Source organism: Streptomyces humicola (genome assembly GCF_024436035.1).
Classification (GTDB): Bacteria; Actinomycetota; Actinomycetes; order Streptomycetales; family Streptomycetaceae; genus Streptantibioticus_B; species Streptantibioticus_B humicola.
This window is the reverse complement of sequence record NZ_JANFNG010000009.1, coordinates 62,210-85,735: the sequence shown is the minus strand read 5'-3', so window position 1 is coordinate 85,735 and position 23,526 is coordinate 62,210. Positions and strand designations below refer to the sequence as shown.

Here is a 23,526-nt window from a genome sequence, read left to right as displayed (position 1 = left end):
CCGACGGCCTGAGATGACGCTGGAACAGGTGGCGGAGCGGGGGCGCCGGATCGTCGGCGGCCGGTACGCGGTGCGTGAGGAGCTGGGTCGCGGCGGGATGGCCGAGGTCCATCTCGCCGACGACCTCAGGCTGGACCGGACGGTGGCGGTGAAGACGCTGCGGCCGGAACTGGCGGGGGACCCGACGTACCGGGCGCGTTTCCTGAGGGAGGCGCAGTCGGTCGCGTCGCTCAACCACCCAGGGATCGTTGCCGTGTACGACACGGGTGAGGACGGCGAGCCGGGCTTCGGCCTGCCGTACATCGTGATGGAGTACGTCGAGGGCCGGACCCTGCTCGACCTCGTCCGTTCCGGCCCGCGGCCGACGCCCCGTCAGGCGCTGGAGCTGACAGCGGGCGTGCTCGACGCTCTCGGGCACGCCCACCGCAGCGGCATCGTGCACCGTGACATCAAGCCGGCCAACGTCATGGTGACCGCCGACGGGACGGTCAAGGTCATGGACTTCGGCATCGCCCGGCCCCTCGGGGTGAGCGGCGCGACGCTCACCCAGACTTCCATGGTCATCGGAACGGCCGAATACCTCTCCCCCGAGCAAGCCCGCGGCCAGACGGTGGACGCCCGCTCCGACCTGTACTCCACGGGCTGTCTGCTCTACGAACTGCTCACCGGGGGATCGCCGTTCACCGACGACACGCCGCTCGCCGTGGCCTACAAGCATCTGGGGGAGGAGCCGGAACCGCCGTCGGCGCGCGCGTCCGGGCTCACGTCCGCATGCGATTCCGTCGTGCTCACGGCGCTCACCAAGGACAGGGATCGCCGTTACGGCAGCGCCGAGGAGATGCGCGCCGCCGTCGAGCAGGCGCTGCGTGCGCTCGACGCACCCGAGACCCAGGCGAGTCCGGTCCACGAGCGCGAGGTGCACGAGCGCGAGGTGCACGAGCGCGAGGTGCACGAGCGCGAGGAAACCGCAGGGGCGGAAACAGAGACAGAAACCGCCCGGATCGCGGAGGCGCCGCGGCGCACCTCCCGCCGCCTGTGGCCGGTGGTGGCCGTGCTCGCCGGGATCCTGGCGGTGGTGGGGGCGGGCGCGTACATCGCCACCGCTCCGGGGACCGCCTTCGGCTCCGGCTTCGGCTCCGGCTTCGGCTCCCGCTCCGCAACGGTGCAGGTGCCTGACCTGGCCGGCAAGACCGTCGTGCAGGCGAGGACCGCGGCCTTCGCCGCCGGGCTGCACGTCGTGCGCGCCGGGATGGGTGACTGCGCGGCGACCGGCACCGGGCTGGTGCGGCGGGTCTGCGCGCAGATCCCCGTCTCCGGTAGCCGCCTCGCCCGGGGCTCCACGATCAGGCTGCTGCTGACTCCCTGACGGCGACGGCTGCACGGGACGGCACGTGCGGGCGGCCGCCGCAACGACGAATCGCACGTCGCGCAGGGAGTCCAGATCGGTGAGCGGGGCGCCGCCGACGACCAGGGGGCCAGCGCGGTGGCCGACGGCGATGCGGCCTGTGTCGGAGGCGCGAGACATGAGACGTCAAGGATCTTGGCGCGGCCTGTCGCGTTTTCCACCCGAATGCGGGTAAATGGTTGTCATGGTGACGATCAGCGCGATGTACGCCGCCGCCGGAGGTTCCTTCGACGCCGGTCCGCTTCTCATGGGCATCGCCCTCGTCGTGGGTCTGGGCCTTGTCGGGATCTTCTACGGCTGGCTCAGGAGCGGCCCGCAGCGGTCACGGCCGTCGAGGCTGAAGGAGCCGCAACCGCGTGCAGGGGCCTGGCAGACCCCCGATGAACTGGGGCAAGAGCCCCCGGCCGACCATGGCCCGGGGCACCAGGAGGGGGAGCCGGTCGAATACGAGAAGGGAAGCAGTCCTCCGGAGGAGGTGCCGCACGACGGGAGGCGCCGCATGCCGTACGAGCTTAGGGACTCCTACCCGGGTCCGCGGCACTAGCGCTCGTCCCGCTGAGTGCGCCCGTCGGCGGCCGGAGCCGCCGGCAAGGGGAGATATGTGCCTGTCGGCTCGCCGCCGCCCGTGCGGGCTGAGCCATCGGAGTGGTGTTCATCAGAAGATCGGCGCATATCGGGCGTCGGTCCCACTGGTCCCGAATTGCACACTCATCATGAGAAAGGTATATAGACCGCTCCGATTGAAAGCGAGGGACCGTGGCTACCACCAGGGTCACGAAGATGTGGACCGTCTTCGTCTTCGCCTTCCTCAAGTTCCTTTCCGCGCTGGGCCTCAAGAGCGCGGCGTCCGACCGGCAGCCGGCGGCGCAGCAGCCCGCCGCGCAGCCGGACACGCAGCGGGGCGTGCAGTCGCCCGCGCCCTTCATCCCGGCCGCCGCGGATCCGCCACCGTGCGAACTGCCGTACGGGCTGCCGTACGAGGGGTTTCTCCCCCCGACGATCAAACAGCGCATCCGCGCGGAGGCTCACGGCTCCACGCCGACGGCCCGACGCATCTGCCGCGGCAGCGCTGACGTGGCCGGTACGGCATCCACGTCCGCGTCCACGGGGGCCATCCCTGCCCCACGTGGCGGTCACGGCGCGGAGTTGGGCACACCGGGGCTCGCCGCATAGGCCTGAGACGGGGTCATCGACACGCCGTTCACCTCGACCGTGTCCTCGGTGCCGACCTGGGCGCATGTGTTCTGATCGCCCGTCTGCGCGCTGGATCCCGCGGTCACCGCCGTCGCGGCGACTGACGGGGACGGTGATGCGGACGGTGACGTGGACGGTGACGCGCTGCTCGTCGAGTTCGCGGCGTCCGGACGCATGGCCGCCTGTGCGTGAGACCCTCCGGACGGGCTGGGGCTGGGGCTCGCGGAGGCGCCGGTCGTCAGCGGCTGGTCGTTGGCGATCGCGTCGAACAGGCTCTTCGCGGCAGGGGCGACGACGACCCTGTCGGCGTTGTCCGGGTCCGGCAGCGTCTGCATGGTGACGAACGTGATGCGACCGGAGGGCACCTTGCTCACATCCGATGCGAATCCGAGCAGTTTGGTGATGCTGCCGAGTCCGTTGTCCACGGTCAGCGCCTTGCTCGCGGCGTTCACAACACCGTAGAGCGCGGCGGGGTCGGTGAGCGTGCCCGCGCTTTCCAGGGTGCGGATCAGCGACGCGAGATAGGTGTGCTGGGCGACCGTACGTCCGAGGTCGCTGCCGTCGCCGAAGCCGTGCCGGGTGCGCAGGAACTCCAGCGCCGAGACGCCCTTGAGGGTATGGGTGCCCTTGGAGAGCTTCAGGTGTGAATAGGTGTCATAGACGTCGGCGTTGACGCAGAGCGGCACGCCGCCGACGGTGTTGGACATGTTCACCACGCCGGAGAAGTCGGCCATCATGAAGTGGTCGACAGGGATGCCCGTGACCTGGTGGACTGCGGCCACCTGGCAGGCCGGCCCGTAGGCGAGCGCGCTGTTGATCATTCCGGCCCTGGCGGGGACGGTGCGCCCAGTCGTGGGGTCCGTGCACGCCGGCAGTTCGGTCACTGTGTCGCGGGGGATGCTCATCACCGTGGCGTTGGAGCGGTCCGCCGCCACGTGCACGATCATCTCGACGTCCGCATTGCCCGGTCCGCTGCCGCAGTCGCCGCCGAGCCTGCAGTCCTGGGCGGTGGTACGGGAATCGGTCCCGATCACCAGGACGTTGATCGGGGTGCGGCCGAACGCGTCCGGTTTCTCCGTCCCGTTGCCGGTGATCGGCACCTTCTCCAGGTTGCTGTTGAACTGCTCGAAGAGCAACGCTCCCGCCCCCGCGACGATCAGGACGAGTGTGCAGACCGCGATCGCCGCGAGCCGTGCGATGATCCGCCGTATGTGCCGCGCGCGGCCGCCGCGGGCCACTGCCCGCCGCCCGTCGGATCCGCCGTCCGACGGGCCATCCGAGGCCAGTTCATCCGGACGGTGCGATATGTCGGTCACAGCTCACCCTTCGCGCAGTGCCGTGTGCACTCTCGATGAGTCAGACACGTAGCCCAGGCCAAGGGATGCACAGCAGCCCGACAGGTGATGGCCCCCGAGCCCTCGGGTGCGGGGGCCTGGCCGACGTGGCGCTCTCGCTCGCCGAGGGCGCGGTGAGGTGATCTGCGATGCTGCGGCGCGCCGCCGCGGGTCCTTGTGCGCGGCCGGCCGGATTCTCAGACAACTCACAGGTACGCGAAAGCTCACTTTCAGGCAGGCCGTAGAAGGTGACATCCATGGCTGCACTTCCATCGACCTCGTCCGCCGTCCGTGCCGGGCTCTCCCGTCCCGACGGGGCCCCCATCCGCGTCCTCGTCGTCGACGACGAGTCCGCTCTCGCCGAGCTGATGTCGATGGCGCTGCGCTACGAGGGCTGGGACGTCCGCACCGAGGGCGACGGCAACAGCGCGCTGCGCACCGCCCGCGCATTCCGGCCGGACGTCGTCGTCCTCGACATCATGCTGCCGGACGTGGACGGGCTCAACCTGCTGCTGATGCTGCGCCGCGAGATACCCGACGTGCCCGTGCTCTTCCTCACCGCCAAGGACAGCCTGGAGGACCGGATCGCCGGGCTCACCGCGGGCGGCGACGACTACGTCACCAAGCCCTTCAGCCTCGAAGAGGTGGTCGCGCGGCTGCGTGGGCTGCTGCGCCGCGCCGGGATGACGGCCGCCCGCAGCGAATCGCAGCTCGTGGTGGGTGATCTGGTGCTTGACGAGGACAGTCACGAGGTGTGCCGGGCGGGGCAGTCGATCCATCTGACGGCGACCGAGTTCGAGTTGTTGCGCTATCTGATGCGCAATCCGCGCCGGGTGCTGAGCAAGGCGCAGATCCTGGACCGGGTGTGGTCCTACGACTTCGGTGGCCAGGCCAACGTCGTCGAGCTGTACATCTCGTATCTGCGCAGGAAGATCGATGCGGGACGGGCCCCGATGATCCACACCAGGCGCGGCGCCGGCTACCTCATCAAGCCCGCAGAAACCGCGTGACGGGCGGCAGGGCGCCCATCCCGCGCCGTTGCTGGTCCCTGCGCACCCGGCTGCTGGTCTCCTCCATCTCGCTGATCGCCGTGGTCTGCGCCACGGTCGGGGTGGTCACCGCACTGGCGCTGCACGCCAAGCTCTACGAGCAACTGGACAAGCAGCTGGGCGGCGTGGCACTGCGCGCCCGGCATCCCCGGCCGCCCGGCCAGTTCCCGCCGGCGGGCGGCACGGACCCGCTCGACTTCGTCACCGGCCCCGGTCAGCAGCTCGGCACACTCGGCGCAGTCGTCCAGAACGGGCAGGTGGCGAAAGGCGAGTACAGCCGCCCCAGCTCCAACCAGCGGGCCGTGACCGATGTGCTGGACGCCGCCCAGGCCGCGGCGCTCGCCCGCGTCTCCGAGGACGGCCGGCCGCACTCCGTCGACCTGCCGGGACTCGGCACCTACCACGTCGCGTACATACACAACGACGACGGGGTCGGTCTCCTCGTCGGCCAGTCCGCGTCCGGCGTCGAGGGCACCATGGACCGGCTGATCCTCGCGGAGGTCCTGGTGACGGCGGGCGGCCTGATCGTCGCCGCTGTCGCCGGCATCGCGCTTACCAACTCGGCGCTGCGCCCGCTGCGCCGCGTCGCCGCGACCGCCGGCCGTGTCTCCGAACTGCGGCTGCACCGGGGCGAGGTGATGCTCGATGAGCGCGTGGCCGAGGTGGACACCGACTCGCGTACCGAGGCCGGGCAGGTCGGTGCGGCGCTCAACCGGCTCCTGGACCATGTCGCCTCGGCGCTGGAGGCGCGGCACGCAAGCGAGATGAACGTACGCCGGTTTGTCGCCGACGCCAGCCACGAGCTGCGCACGCCGCTCGCGTCGATCCGCGGCTATGCCGAGCTGACGCGGCGAGGCAGTGAGGAGATCGGCCCCGACACCCGCCACGCACTTGGGCGTATCGAGTCCGAGGCGGGACGGATGAGCACACTCGTCGAGGACCTGCTGCTGCTCGCCCGCCTCGACGCCGGGCGCCCGCTCACCCTCGCGCCCCTGGACATCTCGCCCCTGGTGGTGGACGCCGTCAGCGACGCGCGCGCTGCCGGGCCCGGTCACCACTGGCGTCTCGAACTGCCCGACGAACCGGTGGTGATCCTCGGCGACCAGGAACGCCTGCACCAGGTACTGCTCAACCTGCTGGGCAACGCACGCAACCACACTCCGCAGGGCACCACCGTCACCGCCCGCGTCACCGACCGGCGTGACGACGTTCTCGTCGAGATCGAGGACGATGGCCCTGGCATTCCCGGCGAGTTGCTGCCGTACATCTTCGAGCGGTTCGCGCGCGGCGACGCCTCACGCTCCCGTCACGCCGGATCCACCGGGCTCGGTCTTGCGATCGTGCATGCCGTGACCGTCGCCCACGGCGGCCGGGTCGGGGTGGAGAGCATGCCCGGGCGCACCGTCTTCCAGGTGCGGCTGCCCGGTCCCGTCGGCAACGGCGAGGTGGCGGCAACCTAGTAGCGTGATCGGGTGCCCGTCGCAGAAGGGACCAGATCCGCATGAGCGCGCCACCGCTTCCCGGGGTGCTTGGTGACATCGCACCGATCCTGGAACACTGGGGCTACTGGGCCGTGGGCGGTCTGATCTTCGTCGAGGACTTCGGTGTCCCCTCCCCGGGCGAGACGATCCTGATCGCCGCGGCGCTGTATGCGGGAGCGGGCCAGCTCAACATCGTCGCCGTCATCGCCATCGGCATCGTCGCCGCCATACTCGGCGACAACGTCGGCTATCTCATCGGCCGCACCGGCGGGCACGCCCTGGTTCAGCGCTACGGCAAATACATCTTTCTGACCCCCGAACGGTACGAGAAGGCCGAGAAGTTCTTCACCCGCCACGGCGGGAAGATCGTCACCGTTGCGCGCTTCTTCGAAGGGCTGCGCCAGGCCAACGGCATCATCGCCGGCACCACCCAGATGCCCTGGCTCCGCTTCCTCGCCTTCAACGCGCTCGGCGCCGCGCTGTGGGTCGGTCTGTGGGCCGGTGTCGGCTACGCGGCGGGCAACCACATCACCGCCATCTACACCCAGATCAACCGCTACTCGACCTATGTGCTCGCCGCCGTTGGCGTGCTCGTCGTCGCTCTGGTCGTCCGCACTGTGCTGCGCAGGCGGCAGGCCAGGAAGTCATCTGCATGACGCAGCAGACGCCGGCGCTGCAGCGCCGGCTCGGTGTCTTCGACGCGGTCGTGATCGGACTCGGGTCGATGATCGGCGCGGGGATCTTCGCGGCGCTGGCTCCGGCGGCACGGGCGGCCGGTTCGGGTCTGCTGCTGGGGCTTGCGGTCGCCGCGGTGGTGGCCTACTGCAATGCGACCTCATCGGCGCGACTGGCCGCGCGCTACCCGGCGTCGGGCGGCACCTACGTCTACGGCCGCGAACGGCTCGGCCCCTTCTGGGGATACCTGGCGGGTTGGGGGTTCGTCGTCGGCAAGACGGCCTCGTGCGCGGCGATGGCGCTGACCGTGGGCTCGTATGTGTGGCCGGCGCACGCGCACGCCGTGGCGGTGGGTGCGGTGGTGGTGCTGGTCGCCGTGGGCTACGCCGGGGTGCAGAAGGCCGCGTGGCTCAACCGGGTGATCGTCGCCGTCGTGCTCGCGGTGCTCGTCGCAGTGGTGGTCGCCTCGCTCACCTCGGACGCGTCGGATGCCGGGCGCCTCGACGTCGGCGGGGACGCCACCGCGGGCGGCGTGCTGCAGGCGGCCGGTCTGCTGTTCTTCGCCTTCGCCGGGTACGCGCGCATCGCCACCCTCGGCGAGGAGGTGCGCGAACCGCGGCGCACCATCCCGCGGGCCGTCCCGATCGCCCTGGCCATCACCCTGGCGGTCTACGCCGCTGTGGCGGTGGCCGCGTTGAGCGTGCTGGGGGCCGGGGGGCTGGGCACGGCCTCGGCGCCGCTTGCCGACGCGGTGCGCACGGCAGGGGTGCCGGCGCTGCTCCCGGTGGTGCGTGCGGGGGCTGCGGTGGCGGCACTGGGCTCGCTGCTCGCGCTGATCCTGGGCGTCTCGCGCACCACGCTGGCGATGGCGCGTGACCGGCACCTGCCGCGCGTACTCGCCGCCGTCCACCCGCGGTTCAAGGTGCCGCACCATGCGGAGCTCGCCGCCGGGGCGGTGGTGGCGGTGCTCGCGGCGACCGTGGACGTGCGCGGGGCAATCGGCTTCTCCTCCTTCGGCGTGCTCGCCTACTACGCGATTGCCAACGCCTCGGCGTGGACGCTCACTCCACAGGAGGGGCGGCCGCCGCGCATCGTCCCGGTGGCGGGCCTGGTCGGCTGCGTCGCGCTGGCCTTCTCGCTGCCGGTGGTCTCGGTGGGCATCGGCGCGGGGGTGCTGGTGGCGGGGGCGGCCTGGTACGGCGTGCGGCGGGCGCTCGCGCGGCGGTAGGCCCGTCTCGGGTACCGGGCGGGGGTATCGTCGTCGCCATGACGGACCGCACCCGGGCAGACCGCAGGCCGCAGGCGGCCCGGCTGCTCGCCGTGTGCGCCGTCCTCGTCGGCCTGTTCCTGATGCACGGTGCCCCGTCGGGTGCGGCGGGCGGCTGTCACGGATCCATGCCCGTGGCCACCATGCCGATGGCAAACATGGCCCACATGGCGCCCGTAGCGCACCTGTCGCATGCCGTCGCCGTTCATGACGAGCAAGCGCCGCGCCTGTCTCCCGCAGGCGTGCACGGCGGGTCGTGCGTGTCCACCCCGGCGCACGATCCGGTGCCGGTCGGGGCCGCGGGGCTGTCGGCGGTCGTGACGGCGGCGGGTTGGGCGGTCTTCGGCCGGCGGCCCGGATCGGGGGGTGTGCGGTGGCGGGGACCACCGATGGGTGGGCGAAGCCTGTTGTCACGGGTGTGCGTTGCGCGGACGTGACGAGGCCACCCGGATCCGCAGTATCCGCGGTCCGGGCGCAGCGTCCTGTTCATCGCACCCCGGAAGGCCTTTCCTCATGTCTGTTGTTTCCGCACTGCTCGCCATCACATCCCCCTCCCGGCGTACCTGCGCCGCCGCTTCCGTCGCGGTGGCGCTGGCGCTGGGGCTGACCGCCTGCGGCTCCAGTTCCTCAGGCTCCTCCGACCATGCGGCGGCGCCGGGCGTGGGCCACCACGACTCGGCCATGCCCATGCCGGGCATGGCCGCCATGGCCACCGGCGACGGCCTGGCCTCCGCACAGGACGGCTACGCGTTCACCTCGGCTACCACGACCCTTCCGGCCGGGAAGGAGGTCGGCTACCGGTTCACCATCAGCGGCCCGAACGGCAAGCCGGTCACCGGCTTCGCCGTCGACCAGACCAAGCGCCTGCACTTCTACGCCGTCCGCTCGGACCTCACCGGCTTCCAGCACACCCACCCCACCATGGCCGCTGACGGCACGTGGACGGCGGGGCTTGCGGCTCTGCGGCCTGGATCCTGGCGGCTTTTCGCCCAGTTCACCCCGGACTCCGGTCCCGGCGGGGGGCAGGACTTCGTGCTCAGCCGCACCGTCACCGTTCCCGGTACGGCGTCCACGACGGCGCTGCCCGCGCCCGCCTCGTCCGCGACGGCCGACGGCTACACGGTCACCGTCAACGGTACGTTGAGGGCTGCGGTGGCTCGCTCCCTCACGGTCACCATCACCCGGGACGGGCGTTCCGTGACCGACCTGCAGCCTTATTTGAGCACCTATGCGCACCTGACCGCGTTCCATCAGGGCGACCAGGCCTTCGCTCACCTCCACCCCACCAACGCAGTCGACGGTGATCATGGCGGGCCCGCGCTCACCTTCAACGCCGAGCTGCCCAAGTCCGGCGACTGGCGGCTGTTCCTGCAGTTCCAGACCGCAGGCACGCTGCACACCGCGGCGATCACGCTGCATGCCGGCTGACGTCTGCCGCGCGCAGGGGGTGCCGCCATCCCGTGGTGGCGCCCCTCACCGGGCGTGCGATGACACAGACGGCAACGACGCGGCAAAGTCCCTGATCTTGGCGTTCTCGTCGGCGCCGCGCCAGATCGCCACGGCCCTGGCGGGCGGAAGCCCGGTCATCGGTACGAACACCACCTCGGGGTGGCGGTAGAGCAGCATGAGCGCGGTGGAAGTCGCGCAGACCTCGTTGCTCGTGGCGACCCGGCTGAGCATCTCGGGCTGGGTCGTGACCGGCCGTCCCCTGCGGATGGGCCGCCCCGCGGGCGTGTGCGTCGGGAAGAACCCCTCGCGTACCTCCTTCGGGGCGGAAGGCGGCGTGTCGACCATCGTGAGCTCGGCGAGCTCCTCCGCGTCGACCGACGACCTCGTCGCCAGCGGATGGCCTGCGGCGAGGGCGAGCACGCGCGGGTACTCGGCAATCACCGGGCCGCGCGTCAGATCGGGCTGATGGACCGGCCAGAGGGTCACCTGAATGTCCACCTCGGCCCTCCGCAGCGGTCCGAAGAAGTCACTCCAGCGTGTTTCGACCGTGCTGATCGACGACTTCGGGTGGGCGCGGCGGAAGCCGGCCACCGAGGCGTCGACGGCGCCGGCGAACGGGCCGAGAAAGCCGATGCGCAGCTCGTGCGCGAAAGCCCGGGTCTCCTCGACGGCGCGCTGCAGCCCCTCGAAGCTGGGCTTCGCTCGTTCCAGAAGGAAGTGACCGGTGGGTGTGAGCGTCACGCGGCGGCTTGTGCGGTCGAAGAGCCTGCCGCCGATGCGTCGTTCGAGCGACTGGATGAGCTGGCTCACTCGCGGCCGCGAGAGCCCGAGCCGCTCCGCCGCCTTGGCGAAGTGCAGTTCCTCGGCGAGCGTCAGGAATGCCTCTATCTCCCCAAGTTCGGTAAACGTCACTTACCGATCGTACAGAAGAACGGTCTTGATGAGGGCCCCGCACTTGGGAACGATGGGTTCGGCCTGCCGCAGGCCCTCCCCGCGGGGGAGGGAGGGCCTGGTCGGCGGTCTGTTGAGACCCTTCGCGGGAAGATCCGCCCCGGTGATCGTGTTGGGGAGGGCGAGGCGCATCCGGGCCTTCCTCGACGGTTCCCCGCTTCGCGTCATCGGCTGAGCCATCGGGACCGGCGGGACCGGCGGAACGGGCTGACCCGCCGGGACGGCCTGCTACGTCGGGGTGGTCGGGGTGGTCGGGGTGGTGTGCGAGGCCGAGCCGCGCAGGACGTCCAGGCGGCGCCGGTATTCGTCCTCGTCGATCTCGCCGCTGGCGAACCGCTCGGCGAGCAGCTGCTCGGGGGTGCGCCAGTCGGGCGGCGGGGTGCGGTCGATGCCGTCGTTGCCGGTGGGGGCGAGGGCGCGGAAGAGCAGGGCCACCACCGTGATGATCAGCGCCCAGAACGCGACGGTGCCGATCGACATCGTGAACCAGCCCCAGCCGCTCATGCCGTGGCCGTACCAGAACATCATCGCCTTTCACCTCCGGAGGCCGGCTGGCGGCCGGGCGGTGCCGGCCACCGGGCCTTCACTCCATATATGCCCGGCTTGGCCGCTCCTCAGGCGTGAATTCGCTCTTCGTCAATCCACCCTTGACGTCAGCGCGGTGGCGCGGTGGTGCCGCGGACTTCGAGGCCGGGCGTGGTCAGCACTACCTCGGCGGGGCGGGCGGGGTCGGCGATCCGGTCGAGCAGGCACTGCGCGGCGCGGCGGCCCACGTCGTGGCTGGCGTTGTCGACGGTGGTGAGCCACAGATGGCGCAGGCGCGAGAGATAGGTGTTGTCGTAGCCGACGAGGGACAGGTCGCGGGGCACCTGGAGGCCGAGTTCCTCCGCGGCCGACAGCGCACCGACGCAGGCGATGTCGTTGAAGGCGAAGATGGCGGTGGGGCGTTCGGGGGAGCTGAGCAGCCGGACGGTGGCCCGGTAGCCGCCCTCCTCGGTCAGGTCGCCCTGCTCCACAACGGCCGGCCCCGCCGCGCTGTGCTCGCGCATGGTCGACTCGAAGCTGCGGCGGCGCAGTTCGCCGACGGCTCCCTGACCGGCGATGTGGGCGATGCGCCGGTGGCCGAGGCCGATGAGGTGTTCGGTCGCGAGGCGGGCGCCGTGCTCGTCGTCGCCGGCGACGACGTCCACCCTGGGCAGTTGGGGCTCACGGGTGCCCGCGACGACGGTCGGGACCCGGTCGGCGGCCGTCCGCAGGGCGGAGGGATCGGGCAGGGTGCCGACGGCGACGATGCCGTCGACTCGCAGCTCGGTGAAGGTACGGGTGAGGTCCTCCCCTATGCGCCGGTTGAGGTGGCCGTCGGCGAGGAGCATGTGCAGGCCGCGGTCGTGAAGCAGGGAGTTGAGCCCGTCGAGCAGTTCGACGAACCACGGGTTGCGCATGTCGTTGAGGAGCACCCCGACCGTGCGGGTGCGTCGCTCGCTGAGGCTGCGTGCGGCGGCATTGGGCCGGTAGCCGAGCTCCTCGATGGCGGTGAGGACGGCCTGCCGCTTCCCGTCCCGTACCTGGTCGGAGCCGCGCAGTACGAGGGAGACCAGCGACTTCGAGACCCCGGCGCGATCGGCGACGTCGCGGATCGTCGGCGGCCGGCCGGATTCACGCCCGGACTCACCCATGATTTGGACCGCTCCACATGCGATGCAGTGTACCTGTGCGGACTGCGTCCCGCTGGCTCACGCCTGCGTGCTTGACATTCGCCGTGGATGACCCTCAGGGTGGCTCCGGGCAGCGTTTGGACCGGTCTAAAGAGGTGGGTCATGGAGTTCGACGGCGTCACGTCACGGCGTCCGCTGGGGGTCGCGGTGGTCGGCTTCGGGTGGATGGGCCGGGTGCACACCCAGGCGTATGCGCGCGTGCTGCACCACTTCCCGCAGCTGCCGGTACGGCCGGAGCCGGTCGTCGTCGCCGACGAGGTGCCCGGCCGGGCGGAGGGGGCTGCAACGCAGTACGGCTTCGCCACGGCGACCCGGGACTGGCGGGCGGTGGCCGCCGACACCCGCGTCCAGGCGGTGAGCATCGCCGCCCCGAACTTCCTGCACCGCGAGATCGGTGTCGTCATGGCAGAGGCGGGCAAGCACATCTGGATCGAGAAGCCCGTCGGGCTCACCGCAGCCGACGCAGCAGCCGTCGCCGATGCGGTCGCCAAGGCCGGGGTCCAGGGCACGGTCGGCTTCAACTACCGCAACGCCCCGGCCGTCGACTGCGCCCGCGCCATGATCGAGGCCGGGGAGATCGGCGCGGTCACACACGCCCGCATCCGCCTGTTCAGCGACTACGCCGCCCATCCCGAAGGCGCACTGACCTGGCGGTACGAGCGCGAGCGCGGCGGCAGCGGAGTCCTCGGTGACCTGGCCTCGCACGGCGTCGACCTGGCCATGTACCTGCTGGGGGATATCGCCTCACTCACCGCCGACACCGCCGTCTTCGTGCCGGAGCGCGCCCGCCCGGCAGGCGCGACCGCGGGCCACATCCGTGCGGAGGGCGGCGAACTCGGTCCCGTGGAGAACGAGGACTATGTCTCCTGCCTGTTGCGTTTCGCCTCCGGCGCGCGCGGTGTCCTGGAGGCGTGCAGGGTCTCGGTGGGCGAGCAGAACAACTACGGCTTCGAGATCCACGGCACGAAGGGCGCGCTCTTCTGGGACTTCCGCCGCATGGGCGAACTCGGCGTCAGCCGGGGCACGTCCTACCAGGACCAGCCCGTCAGCACCGTGTACGTCGGCCCTGGTCATGGCGAGTACGCGGCTTTCCAGCCGGGCGCTGCGAACGCCATGGGCTACGACGACCTGAAGGTCATCGAGGCGTATCACTTCCTGCGTTCGGTAGCGGAGCAGCGCCCCTACGGCGCCACGCCGGCCGACGCCGTGCGCAGCGCTGCCGTACTGGACGCCATGATCCGGTCCGCCCGCACCGGGACGTGGACGAACCCGGCGTGAGCGCGTGATCGGCGTCATCGGCGCGAGCAGCGTGACCGGCGTGATCGGCAACGGCGGCTGCGGGTGAGCGGTTTGGGGCAAGGATTTACCTCATCCTGGTTGTTCGTGGTTGACAGGTTGATTAATTTCTTCGCCAGCAGCGGCCAGAGTTGAGAGGATCGCTGACCTTCATGCTGGGGGCGTGGAAGACGTTGGCGTGTTGCGGTTCTGCCGAAGCGCTCCTGGTGGACGCGGTGTTACCTGCGATGTCCGGTCTGTCGCGCGCTGCGCGCCCGGACAGCCCCCGCGGTAGTCGCACTGCCGTTCACTGTCGAACCGTCGGCAGTGGGGTGGCAGAAAGGATTCCTCACTCCCGGCGCCCGCCCCGCACCACACGATCCTCACCGCGCAGCACTCAGCGCTGACGCGCCGCTGTTCTCGCACGACCCGCACTTGCAGCGTTTTGTCGCGTTTGCCATGACCTGATCGGTCATGGGCGCGTCAGCCACACCACAGGAGGGGAATTCCTTGCACCCAAGGACTGAACGATCGACGAAGGAACCCGGCGGCAGACGAAGACTCTTGGTGACCACTGCGGTGTCCACCGTGGCGCTCGTCTCCGGCGGAGTGCTTGCGGCGACTCCGTCCGCCGCCTCCGCCTCCCCCGCATCCGGCTCGTCCGCCTCGTCGGCACACGTCAAGCGCTTGTGCGCGCAGGCGACCAAGCCCGGCCAGATGGCCTGCCTCGCCGAGGCACGCACCGACGTCGTGCAGCACATGAGCCTCAGCCCGATGGCCGTCCCGCCTGGCTACGGCCCCTCCGATCTGCAGAGCGCCTACAACCTGCCTTCCTCGACCGCGGGTTCGGGCCAGACGGTGGCCGTCGTCGACGCCATGGACGACCCCAACGCCGAGTCCGACCTCGCCACCTATCGCTCGCAGTACGGGCTGCCCTCCTGCACCACGGCCAACGGCTGCTTCCACAAGGTTGACCAGACCGGTGGCACCAACTACCCGGCGGCCGACTCCGGTTGGGCCGGTGAGATATCGCTCGACCTCGACATGGTCAGCGCCGTCTGCCCGCAGTGCCACATCCTCCTCGTCGAGGCGAGCTCCGCGAACATGCCGGACCTGGGCACGGCCGTCAATGAGGCCGTCTCGCTCGGTGCGAAGTACGTCTCCAACTCCTACGGCGGCCCAGAGGACTCCAGCGAGCTCACCGCCGACACCACCTACTTCGACCACCCCGGCGTCGCCATCACCGCCAGCTCCGGCGACAGCGGCTACGGCGCCCAGTACCCGGCGGCGTCCCAGTACGTCACCTCCGTCGGCGGCACCTCGCTCAGTCGCGCGAGCACCTCCCGGGGCTGGAGCGAGAGCGCCTGGTACACCCCTACCAGCCAAACGCCCGAAGGCACCGGCTCCGGCTGCTCCGGCTACGACCCGAAGCCCAGCTGGCAGACCGACACCGGCTGCGCCATGCGCACCATCGCCGACGTCTCGGCCGTCGCCGACCCGAACACCGGCGTCGCCGTCTACGACTCCTACGGTCAGTCCGGCTGGAACGTCTACGGTGGTACCAGCGCCTCGTCGCCGATCATCGCGTCCGTCTACGCCCTCGCCGGCACCCCGGCCGCGAACAGCTACCCGTCCTCGTACCCGTACGCCCGCACCTCGGCGCTGAACGACGTCACCTCGGGCTCCAACGGCTCCTGCTCGCCGAGCTACCTGTGCACCGCGGGCCCCGGCTACGACGGGCCCACCGGCTGGGGCACCCCCAACGGCACCGCCGCGTTCACCAACGCGTCGAGCACCGGCACCACGTTGCAGCCGGGCCAGCAGCTCACCCCGGGGCAGAGCCTCGTCACCACGAGCATGACGCTGACGATGCAGACCGACGGCAACCTGGTCGCCTACCTCAAGACGGGCCCCAGCGGTACGGGTCCGGCCGTGTGGGCGAGCAACACCTCCGGCCACTCCGGCGCGTACGCGTACATGCAGAGCGACGGGAACCTGGTGGTGTACAAGAGCGGCGGCGGGCCGAGCAGCGGCGGTGCGCTGTGGGCCAGCGGCACCTCCGGTCACTCCGGCGCCTACGCCACCTTGCAGAGCGACGGCAACTTCGTCGTCTACGGCAGCGGCGGCGGGCCGAGCACCGGCGGTGCGCTGTGGTCCACCGGCACCTACGACCACTCCCAGACCATCGGCTCGGGCCAGCAGCTCAAGCCCGGATGGTGGACGCAGGCGCAGTACACCCGGCTGGTGATGCAGCTCGACGGCAACTTCGTGATGTACCGCAACAGTGATGGCAAGGCCATCTGGGCCAGCGGCACCTCCGGCCACTCCGGCGCGTACGCGTACATGCAGAGCGACGGGAACCTGGTGGTGTACAAGAGCGGCGGCGGGCCGAGCAGCGGCGGTGCGCTGTGGGCCAGCGGCACCTCCGGTCACTCCGGCGCCTACGCCATCATGCAGAGCGACGGGAACTTCGTCGTCTACAAGAGCGGCGGCGGGCCGAGCACCGGTGGCGCGCTGTGGTCGACCGGCACGTACAAGGTCGTGCCCTGACCCGTCGTGACCTGCCCCGACCTGCTCTGACCTGCTCTGAGGCATGAGCTCCTCCCTGCCGGGACCGGCGATCGGCTGCCGGTCCCGGCAGTGCCTTGTTCATCAGCTCATGGTGTCTGTCCGTTCCCGATCGGCCCGTTCCCGATCGGCCCGCGGGCGCTGCTGCGCCGCACGGCGTGCGGCCGCCCGGCTGGGATGTGAGTAGGACGGGCCGCCGATCATGAAGAGCAGGAGGCCGACCGTGAAGATCATCACGCCCAGCGCGAATCCGATGGTCTCCAGAGCGATCATGCGATCCTCCTTCGGTTCCGGTGGGTTCCGGTGGGTTCCGGTCGGTCCCGGTCGGTCCCGGTTGGTTTCCGCAGATGCGCGCCTACCCCGTCGGGGCCGGGCGATCCAGGGCACGGACCATCCGACCCTTGCAGCCGCCGTCCGCACAGCGGACCATTGCAGTATCGCGAGACTGATTCCGGATTGAGCGCCATGCAAAACCGCTTCCGCCCCGACCGGCAGCTGAGCGTCCGCATGGTGATCACCATGTTCCTGCTCGGCCTGCTCTACGTCGCGTTCATCGCGGCGCTGGTCGCCCTGCTGAGGTCCTGGATCCTGGTCGTGGTCGTCGCCGGCGGGTTGCTGGCCGCCCAGTACTGGTACTCGGACAGGATCGCCCTGTTCGCCATGCACGCCCAGGAGGTCAGCGCGCAGGAGCAGCCGCATCTGCACGGCGTCGTCGACCGCCTGTGCGCCACCGCCGACATGCCCAAGCCGCGGGTGGCCATCTCCCGGATGGACATGCCCAACGCCTTCGCCACCGGCCGCAATGCCGACCACGCGGTCCTGTGTGTCACCACCGGCCTGCTGCGGCGTCTCGAGACCGATGAGCTGGAAGGCGTGCTTGCCCACGAGCTCTCCCACGTCGCCCACCGTGACGTCGCGGTGATCACGATCGCCTCGTTCCTCGGTGTCCTTGCCGGGCTGCTGGTCCGGTTCGCGTTCTACTCGGAACTGTTCGGCGGGCGGCGCAACGACCAGAACACCGCGCTTCTGCTCGCTCTGATCATGGCGGTCTCCGCCGTCGTGTACGCCATCAGCTTCCTGCTGATCAGGGCCCTGTCCCGGTACCGGGAGCTCGCCGCCGACCGCGCGGCGGCGATGCTCACCGCACGCCCCTCGGCGCTCGCCTCCGCTCTGACCAAGGTCAGCGGTGATATCGCCCGCATCCCGACGGAGGACCTGCGCACCGCGCAGCCCTTCAACGCCTTCTTCTTCACCCCGGCCCTCGGCGACGGTGCCACGCTGTTCAACCTGTTCTCCACCCACCCCAGCCTGGAGCGCCGCCTCGAACAGCTCGCGAAGATCTCCGTACAGCTGGGCGAGCCCACCTGACGCGCTCTGGCCGACACCACCGGGATGCGGTACGACTGGCTCTGTGATCTGCAACCTCGTATCGCGCAACTCCGACCGCCACCCGCCGGAGCCGGGCGAGGCAGGGCGGTGACCGCCGAACGGGCGCTGCTGGAGCGGCTGGTCGACGACGCCGGACTGTTCCCGCCCACACAGCTGACCATGGCCGCGGCCCTCGCGCGGCACCGCGCCGACCAGGCGGAGAGCAGCGGCATGCTGACCCACCGGTTTCTGTGCCCGGCGTCGCGGATCGCCGAACTGCGCGAGCTGCTGCAGGCGGGTGACCGGATCCGGGTCGGGCTGATCGCCGACACCGGAGCGGCAGGGCTCGCCCCGGCGGTGGCCGCGGTCGCCGCCGACCCGCGCCTTGCCCTGTCCGTGCTGGAGTTCCCGCTCGCCAAGGCCGCCGGCCGGGCAGAGCCCGCGGGGGCGCTGGACGCGGTCCTCGACACGGATCTCGACACGGTTCTTGACGTGATTGCGGCACAAGTGGACGCGGACGTATCGGTGTTCGTCGAGCCGTCCCGGCTCGCCGACGCCGTAAGCCTCGCCGCGGCCATGGCCGCCCACGACGAAGGGACGAGGCTCGGGATGAAACTACGCTGCGGAGGAGTGCGCGCCGACCTCTTCCCGCAGCCGGATGACCTGGCCGCCGCACTGGTGGTGGCAGCCTCGGACCACGTCACCGTCAAGGCCACGGCGGGCCTTCACCACGCGGTCCGCCACACCGATCCGCGGACCGGATTCACCCACCACGGCTTCCTCAACCTCCTTCTCGCCACGGCCGACGCAGTGGCCGGGGCCGGCGTCGACCAGGTGGCCGCGACACTGAGGGTGACCGACCCGGCCGCCCTGGTGAAGCGGGCCGCCGGGCTCGACCCCGCAGCGGTGGCGGCGACACGGCGGGGATTTGCGGCCTACGGCTCGTGCAGCACGAGCACGCCCCTGCAGGAAGCCCGCGATCTGGGACTGTGGGCGTGAAGGACGCGCGCATGGCCGCCGAGCACGCCGAGCACGAAGCTACCCGCGCCGCCCTGCGCGCCGTGATCCCGCGTCTGGCCCAACTGCTGCGCAGCATCGCCGACATGGACGCGCCCTCCGGCGTACCGCCGTGGACGGTGGGCGACGTCGGTGCGCATCTGCGTGCGTGCTATCTCGCTTACTGCTCGGCCTTCACCCATGAGTTCATCGATTGGGACCGCCTCCTGCCGCCCGGCGACAGCCCGCTCATCGAGCGGATCACGGAGGTGAATGCCCGGGCGGTCGCGCTGTTCGGTACGGACCAGCGCCTCCACGCGGGCGACTTCGTCGCCGAGCACGGCGAGATGTTCCTGCAGGCCACCGAGGGACTCGCGCCCGACACCCCTGTCAACGTCCCCTGGTACGGCAAGCAGCTCGTGATCACGCTGGGCACGGCGACCGGCCTGGTGCTCAGCGAGAGCCTCCTCCACGGCCTCGACATCGCGCGCGGCGCACGGCTCCCGTGGACGATCGCACCCGGCGAAGCCCGCCTGGTGCTCGGTCGGACGATGCCCGCGATGATGCCGCTCGTTGTGAACACGGCGAAGGCGCAAGGAGTCAGCATCGCGTTCGACCTCGCCATCACGGGCGGTCCACGGCTGGCGGTCGTCGTCGACGACGGGACGGCGACGGTGACCCGCGACGCGTCACCTCGCCGCTACGACTGCCGGATCATGGCGGCGCCCACCCCATTCCTGCTGGTCAGCTATCGGCGCATGCCGTTGTGGAAGGCGATCGCCACCGGCCGGGTCCGGGCCGGCGGGCGCAAGCCATGGCTCGGCCCGCGCCTGGCCGCGCTTGTGTCCAGCCCCTGAACCGCTCGCCGTTGCCTGGACGGCTACGAGATGTGGGTGCCGAGGACGTGCCCGACGACGAACGTCATGCCGGTGGCCAGCGCGCCGAGGGCGAATTGGCGCAGCCCGCCCAGGAGGGCCGGGCGGCCGGTGAGCTGTGCGACGGCGGCGCCGCCCGCGAAGGCGGCGAGCCCGGCGAGGGTGAGCGCCACCACGAAGGCGGGGAAGCCGATGAGGTAGGGCAGGAGCGGGATGAGCGCGCCGACGGTGAAGGAGGCGAAGGAGGCGCCCGCCGCCGTCCAGGGCGAGGGCAGGTCGTCGGGATCGACGCCGAGCTCTTCGCGCACATGCACCGCCAGGGCCTGGCGTGGATTGGCGGAGATCTGCTGCGCGACGGCCTCCGCGAGCTCGGGCGCCACCCCGCGGTTGACGAAGACCTCGGCGAGTTCCCGTTCCTCCGCCTGGGGATTGCGCGCGTGCTGAAGCTCCTCGACGGCCACCTCGGCTACGGTGAGGTCGTTCTGCGAGGTGACCGAGATGAATTCGCCGGTCGCCATGGAGAAGGCCCCGGCGACGAGCCCCGCAAGACCGGTGAGGGCGATGGTGTGGTTGGCGGCTCCTCCGCCGCCGACGCCCGCGATGAGCGAGGCGTTGGTGACCAGGCCGTCCATGGCACCGAACACGGCCGGCCGCAGCCAGCCGCCGGAGACGTCGCGATGCCGCAGCGCTCTGTGCCGTCCCTGTTCCCGGTGGACGGGCGGCTCGACGGTGAACACCGGAGCCGGGACGAGAGCCGGGTCCGGGGCCGCGTCACGGTGGGGTTCCCACCCGGGCTGCCATCCGGGCTGCCAGTCGCGCCGCCCCTCCACTTGCGAGTCGGCGTACGGGAGCCATTGCGTGTCTGCAGCCACCTCTACCTCCGCAGTCGGCGGACCTCATCTGGGGGTTCGGATTCATCAACGGGAACCGAGGGGCGGCGGTTCACCACGGGGCGTCAGGTGAACCGCCGTCGTGCCCAGGGCGTATAGGAGGCGCCCGGCAAACCCAGCAGCAGCAAACCCAGCAAACCCAGCACGGGAGGCGACGTGGACGTCATGACGGCGATACTGACCCGCCGCAGCGAACAGATGCTGTCGGAACCGGCCCCCGGTGACGCGGAGTTCACCTACCTGTTGCAGGGCGCGAGCACCGCGCCCGACCACGGGAACCTCCGGCCGTGGCGGTGGGTGCTGTTACGCGACGGCGACCGCGACGTCCTCGGCTCCTGCCTCGCCGCCGAGGTGGAGGCCGAGACCGAGAAGATCTCCGGTGAGGTGGTGAAGGCCAAGGTGCTGCGTGCTCCGCTCGTGGCGGCGTTGGTGTTCGCACCACGTCCCGGGCACCGCATCCCGGAGTGGGAGCAGCTGGCGGCGACCAGTTGTATGGTCCACGCGCTGATGCTGCTGCTGCACGCGCGCGGCTACGGCAGCATCTGGCGAACCGGACGGCTCTGCGCCAGCTCGGCGGCTCGTGAGCTGCTGGGTCTCGTCGCCCCCGAACGGCTGCTGGGCTCCCTGGACATCGGGTCGCCGCACCCGGTGGTCCAGCGGCCGCGGCGTCTTCTCAACGACGTCTCCGGGCACGTCACCCGGTTCAGTCCGGCCCTGGCCCGCGGCGGAAAACCGGTTGGCTGCGCGCGGGCCAGGCCGTAGGGTCGCAGCTATGTCTGCAACGTTCGGTACGTGCGGCGTGGTCGCTGCCGTGGCCGCTCGCGCCGTCGCTTTCCGCCGCCCGCGCGAGCGTCGCCCTGCCCTGGGTCAGCCAGGCCGCCGCGACGCCTGATCGTCGACGCCTGATCGTCCGATCGCCTCCGCGACTTCCCCGTCTGTCTCCGGCTCCGGTCTCCGGCTTCCGGCCGGACGCTGAGTCCTGCGTGCTTTCGGTGGCGCCTTCGCCTGTCCAGGGCCTCACGTGCCCGTACCCATCCCGGTGTCAAGGACAGCGATCGTGCCCCGCAATCGACTCAGCCTGCGCGACCAGCGACGGCGTTCGTTCTCGCAGAACTTCATCAAGGACCGCACAGCCATCGACCGCATCGTGCGCACCGCACGGATCGACCCCGCAGGTCTCGTCGTGGAGATCGGCGCCGGTGACGGCCGGCTCACCGCCGCACTCGCGGCCCGCGCGGCCTGCGTCGTGGCCCACGAAATCGATCCGTTCATGGCGGCGCGGCTGCGTGCCCGCTGCCGCGATCTGCCCAACGTCCGGTGCGTGGTCGGCGACTTCCTGAACAGCACTCCCCCGCGACAGCCGTTCGCCGTGGCCGCCTGCATTCCGTACGCGGTGACCTCGCCCATCGTCAACTGGTGCCTGAACGCACCGGGCCTGACGTCGGCGACGCTGGTCACGCAGTGGGAGTACGCACGCAAACGCACCGGCGACTTCGGCAGCTGGAGCCGCGTGACGGTGGAGAGCTGGCCGCGGTTCGACTGGCGGCTCGCCGGGCGCATCGACCGCGGGGCGTTCCGTCCCGTACCCCGTGTCGACTCCGGGATCCTGCGGCTGACGCACAGGGGGAACGGCCTGCTCCCCGCTGCCGTGCTGCCGCGCTACCGGCAGTTCGTCGAGGTCGGTTTCAGCGGCGTCGGAGGCACGCTGCACGCCTCGTTGCGGCGCGAGTTCCCGCGAGCGCGCGTGGACGCCGCGTTCGGGGCGGCCGGGATGGTACGGGGAACGGTGGTGGGATTCGTCCACCCCGATCAGTGGATCACGTTGTTCCGGCACATCCTCGAAATGCCGGAGCGTGTGTGATGGGAGAGGCTGATGCTACGGATGTGCAGATTCGCCGAGACGCGGGAGGTGCCCGATGAGGCGCACGTACTCCGCGGGGGTTGCGGTCGCCGCAACCGCCGCTCTGCTCGCCGGCACGGCATCGACGTCATCGACGTACGCGGCCGGACCTCGCCCCCGGACCACCGCCGGACACACGGCCACGGCTCGCGCGGTCACCTCGGCCGTGCTGCCCGCGTTGCCCACGCGGATGCAGATCGCCGGTCTCTTCGACCGGTGGAACGCGGCTCTGGCCACCGGCGACGCGGACCGGGTCGCCGATCTCTACGCCCCCGACGCCGTGTTGCTGCCGACGCTGTCGGCTCGTATGCGCACCACCCGGGCCGGGATCGTCGACTACTTCGCCCACTTCCTCGAAAGCAGGCCGGTGGCCCGGATCCAGCAACGGGTCATCGACGTACTGGACGCCACCAGCGCCGTCGACACCGGCCTGTACCGGTTCACGCTGACCGGCAAGGACGGCACCACCTCGACGGTCGACGCCCGCTACACCTTCGTCTACGAGCTGCGCGGGGGCCGGTGGCTCATCGTCAGCCACCACTCCTCGGCGCTGCCGACGGGAGGCTGAGGCGAGGCGGGCAGGGACGGTCAGGCAGGTCGGGCGCGTGCATGCGGCGGGGGCCTTCCTGGCATGCCAACCGGTCGGTATGTTTCACCGTCGCCTCTCGGGAGCCCGGTGCCAACGTCAACCAGTTTCTGGACGGCACCCTGGTCGACCCGCTGTCCGGAACGGCGGTCCCGAACGGCTTCCGGGTCCACGTCTCGCCGGCCGGTGCACCCGACGCACCACGGGTGCCCGTCCCGGGATGCGCTGACGGCCGCGGTGTCCCATCGTGAACCTATGAACGACGTCAACGACTCCCGGCGGTCTCTCGAGATCGACACGCGGCTCATCGCGGCCGGAGCGGTCCTCACCGGGGTCGGAGCGACACTGGCGTTCGCAGGCATGACGCTCGTCGGCTTCGCCCTGGTGACCGCGGGACGGCGGTGGGTGCGGCAGATGGAAGTGCCCCCGTCACAGCTGGCAGCCGCCAAACTGCAGCAGGCCAAGCAGGCCTCCCAGGCGGGCATCCAGGCCTGGCAGTCGGCGGGGGCGGGCAGCAACGGGGCCGGCTCGGCCTCGTGAGCCGTTGG

24 protein-coding genes are annotated in these 23,526 nt (G+C 70.9%); 18 read left to right on the top strand and 6 right to left on the bottom strand.

The annotated features are described in order from the left end of the window. Positions 1-13: 13 nt before the first annotated feature. The 3 genes from pknB (at position 14) to NGB36_RS14215 (ending at position 2,578) form a co-directional block, all read left to right on the top strand. Positions 14-1,366: a Stk1 family PASTA domain-containing Ser/Thr kinase gene (pknB, locus tag NGB36_RS14225; protein ID WP_255920618.1), complete on the top strand. Its 1,353-nt coding sequence runs from the start codon at positions 14-16 to the stop codon at positions 1,364-1,366. A 223-nt stretch (positions 1,367-1,589) separates the two neighbouring features. Continuing rightward, positions 1,590-1,949 carry a DUF6479 family protein gene (locus NGB36_RS14220; RefSeq protein WP_255920617.1) on the top strand — a complete coding sequence of 120 codons (360 nt, stop codon included), beginning with the start codon at positions 1,590-1,592 and terminating at the stop codon, positions 1,947-1,949. 212 nt (positions 1,950-2,161) lie between these two features. Continuing rightward, positions 2,162-2,578: a DUF6344 domain-containing protein gene (locus tag NGB36_RS14215; RefSeq protein WP_255920616.1), complete on the top strand. Its 417-nt coding sequence runs from the start codon at positions 2,162-2,164 to the stop codon at positions 2,576-2,578. Here NGB36_RS14215 and NGB36_RS14210 read toward each other — a convergent pair. Then, positions 2,539-3,915, bottom strand: coding sequence for an LCP family protein (locus NGB36_RS14210; protein ID WP_255920615.1), 1,377 nt, complete (start codon positions 3,913-3,915; stop codon positions 2,539-2,541). The two genes, NGB36_RS14215 and NGB36_RS14210, sit on opposite strands and share 40 nt — an antisense overlap. Before the next feature lie 275 nt (positions 3,916-4,190). Between NGB36_RS14210 and NGB36_RS14205 the strand changes: the two genes are divergently transcribed. From NGB36_RS14205 to NGB36_RS14180, 6 genes are all read left to right on the top strand, one after another. Next, positions 4,191-4,943 carry a response regulator transcription factor gene (locus NGB36_RS14205; protein ID WP_255920614.1) on the top strand — a complete coding sequence of 251 codons (753 nt, stop codon included), beginning with the start codon at positions 4,191-4,193 and terminating at the stop codon, positions 4,941-4,943. After that, on the top strand, positions 4,940-6,442 hold the full coding sequence (locus NGB36_RS14200) for a sensor histidine kinase (RefSeq protein ID WP_255920613.1): 1,503 nt from the start codon (positions 4,940-4,942) through the stop codon (positions 6,440-6,442). The genes NGB36_RS14205 and NGB36_RS14200 overlap by 4 nt, the downstream gene beginning before the upstream one ends. A gap of 41 nt (positions 6,443-6,483) precedes the next feature. Continuing rightward, positions 6,484-7,119: a DedA family protein gene (locus tag NGB36_RS14195; protein WP_255920612.1), complete on the top strand. Its 636-nt coding sequence runs from the start codon at positions 6,484-6,486 to the stop codon at positions 7,117-7,119. After that, positions 7,116-8,366, top strand: a complete 1,251-nt coding sequence (locus tag NGB36_RS14190) for an APC family permease (RefSeq protein ID WP_255920611.1) — start codon at positions 7,116-7,118, stop codon at positions 8,364-8,366. Before NGB36_RS14195 ends, NGB36_RS14190 begins: the two co-directional genes overlap by 4 nt. 38 nt (positions 8,367-8,404) lie before the next feature. Next, positions 8,405-8,842 carry a hypothetical protein gene (locus tag NGB36_RS14185; RefSeq protein WP_255920610.1) on the top strand — a complete coding sequence of 146 codons (438 nt, stop codon included), beginning with the start codon at positions 8,405-8,407 and terminating at the stop codon, positions 8,840-8,842. Positions 8,843-8,918: 76 nt separating this feature from the next. Continuing rightward, positions 8,919-9,833, top strand: a complete 915-nt coding sequence (locus NGB36_RS14180; protein WP_255920609.1) for a DUF8832 domain-containing protein — start codon at positions 8,919-8,921, stop codon at positions 9,831-9,833. A gap of 45 nt (positions 9,834-9,878) precedes the next feature. Here the strand turns inward: NGB36_RS14180 and NGB36_RS14175 are convergent, their stop codons facing one another. The 3 genes from NGB36_RS14175 to NGB36_RS14165 form a co-directional block, all read right to left on the bottom strand. Continuing rightward, positions 9,879-10,766, bottom strand: a complete 888-nt coding sequence (locus tag NGB36_RS14175; RefSeq protein ID WP_255920608.1) for a LysR family transcriptional regulator — start codon at positions 10,764-10,766, stop codon at positions 9,879-9,881. A 267-nt stretch (positions 10,767-11,033) separates the two neighbouring features. Then, positions 11,034-11,333 (bottom strand): SHOCT domain-containing protein, encoded by a 300-nt coding sequence (locus NGB36_RS14170; protein WP_255920607.1) that lies wholly within the window; start codon positions 11,331-11,333, stop codon positions 11,034-11,036. A gap of 125 nt (positions 11,334-11,458) precedes the next feature. Further along, entirely contained in the window at positions 11,459-12,481 is a 1,023-nt protein-coding gene (locus NGB36_RS14165) for a LacI family DNA-binding transcriptional regulator (protein ID WP_255920606.1), read from the bottom strand. A gap of 141 nt (positions 12,482-12,622) precedes the next feature. Here NGB36_RS14165 and NGB36_RS14160 point away from each other — a divergent pair, with 141 nt between their 5' ends. Continuing rightward, positions 12,623-13,798: a Gfo/Idh/MocA family protein gene (locus NGB36_RS14160; RefSeq protein WP_255920605.1), complete on the top strand. Its 1,176-nt coding sequence runs from the start codon at positions 12,623-12,625 to the stop codon at positions 13,796-13,798. Between the two features lie 564 nt (positions 13,799-14,362). Further along, positions 14,363-16,345: a hypothetical protein gene (locus tag NGB36_RS14155; RefSeq protein ID WP_372509436.1), complete on the top strand. Its 1,983-nt coding sequence runs from the start codon at positions 14,363-14,365 to the stop codon at positions 16,343-16,345. Positions 16,346-16,447: 102 nt separating this feature from the next. Here the strand turns inward: NGB36_RS14155 and NGB36_RS14150 are convergent, their stop codons facing one another. Further along, a complete protein-coding gene (locus NGB36_RS14150) occupies positions 16,448-16,636 on the bottom strand; it encodes a hypothetical protein (protein WP_255920603.1) in 189 nt (62 codons plus the stop codon). Between the two features lie 192 nt (positions 16,637-16,828). On the opposite strand from NGB36_RS14150, the gene htpX reads away from it, so the two are divergent. The 3 genes from htpX to NGB36_RS14135 all read left to right on the top strand — a co-directional run bounded on the left by htpX (position 16,829) and on the right by NGB36_RS14135 (position 19,584). Beyond that, on the top strand, positions 16,829-17,731 hold the full coding sequence (htpX, locus tag NGB36_RS14145; protein ID WP_255920727.1) for a zinc metalloprotease HtpX: 903 nt from the start codon (positions 16,829-16,831) through the stop codon (positions 17,729-17,731). 108 nt (positions 17,732-17,839) lie between these two features. After that, entirely contained in the window at positions 17,840-18,730 is an 891-nt protein-coding gene (locus NGB36_RS14140; RefSeq protein WP_255920602.1) for a hypothetical protein, read from the top strand. A gap of 11 nt (positions 18,731-18,741) precedes the next feature. Beyond that, positions 18,742-19,584 carry a maleylpyruvate isomerase N-terminal domain-containing protein gene (locus NGB36_RS14135; protein WP_255920601.1) on the top strand — a complete coding sequence of 281 codons (843 nt, stop codon included), beginning with the start codon at positions 18,742-18,744 and terminating at the stop codon, positions 19,582-19,584. A 23-nt stretch (positions 19,585-19,607) separates the two neighbouring features. Here NGB36_RS14135 and NGB36_RS14130 read toward each other — a convergent pair whose 3' ends face one another. Beyond that, a complete protein-coding gene (locus tag NGB36_RS14130) occupies positions 19,608-20,339 on the bottom strand; it encodes a VIT1/CCC1 transporter family protein (RefSeq protein WP_255920726.1) in 732 nt (243 codons plus the stop codon). Positions 20,340-20,657: 318 nt separating this feature from the next. Between NGB36_RS14130 and NGB36_RS14125 the strand changes: the two genes are divergently transcribed. From NGB36_RS14125 to NGB36_RS14105, 4 genes are all read left to right on the top strand, one after another. Then, positions 20,658-21,254: a nitroreductase family protein gene (locus NGB36_RS14125; protein WP_255920725.1), complete on the top strand. Its 597-nt coding sequence runs from the start codon at positions 20,658-20,660 to the stop codon at positions 21,252-21,254. Positions 21,255-21,570: 316 nt separating this feature from the next. Beyond that, on the top strand, positions 21,571-22,353 hold the full coding sequence (gene erm / locus NGB36_RS14120; RefSeq protein WP_269470168.1) for an ErmE/ErmH/ErmO/ErmR family 23S rRNA (adenine(2058)-N(6))-methyltransferase: 783 nt from the start codon (positions 21,571-21,573) through the stop codon (positions 22,351-22,353). A 55-nt stretch (positions 22,354-22,408) separates the two neighbouring features. Continuing rightward, positions 22,409-22,960, top strand: coding sequence for an SgcJ/EcaC family oxidoreductase (locus NGB36_RS14115; RefSeq protein ID WP_255920599.1), 552 nt, complete (start codon positions 22,409-22,411; stop codon positions 22,958-22,960). A 273-nt stretch (positions 22,961-23,233) separates the two neighbouring features. Then, positions 23,234-23,518: a hypothetical protein gene (locus NGB36_RS14105; RefSeq protein WP_255920598.1), complete on the top strand. Its 285-nt coding sequence runs from the start codon at positions 23,234-23,236 to the stop codon at positions 23,516-23,518. The last annotated feature ends 8 nt before the right edge of the window (positions 23,519-23,526 follow it).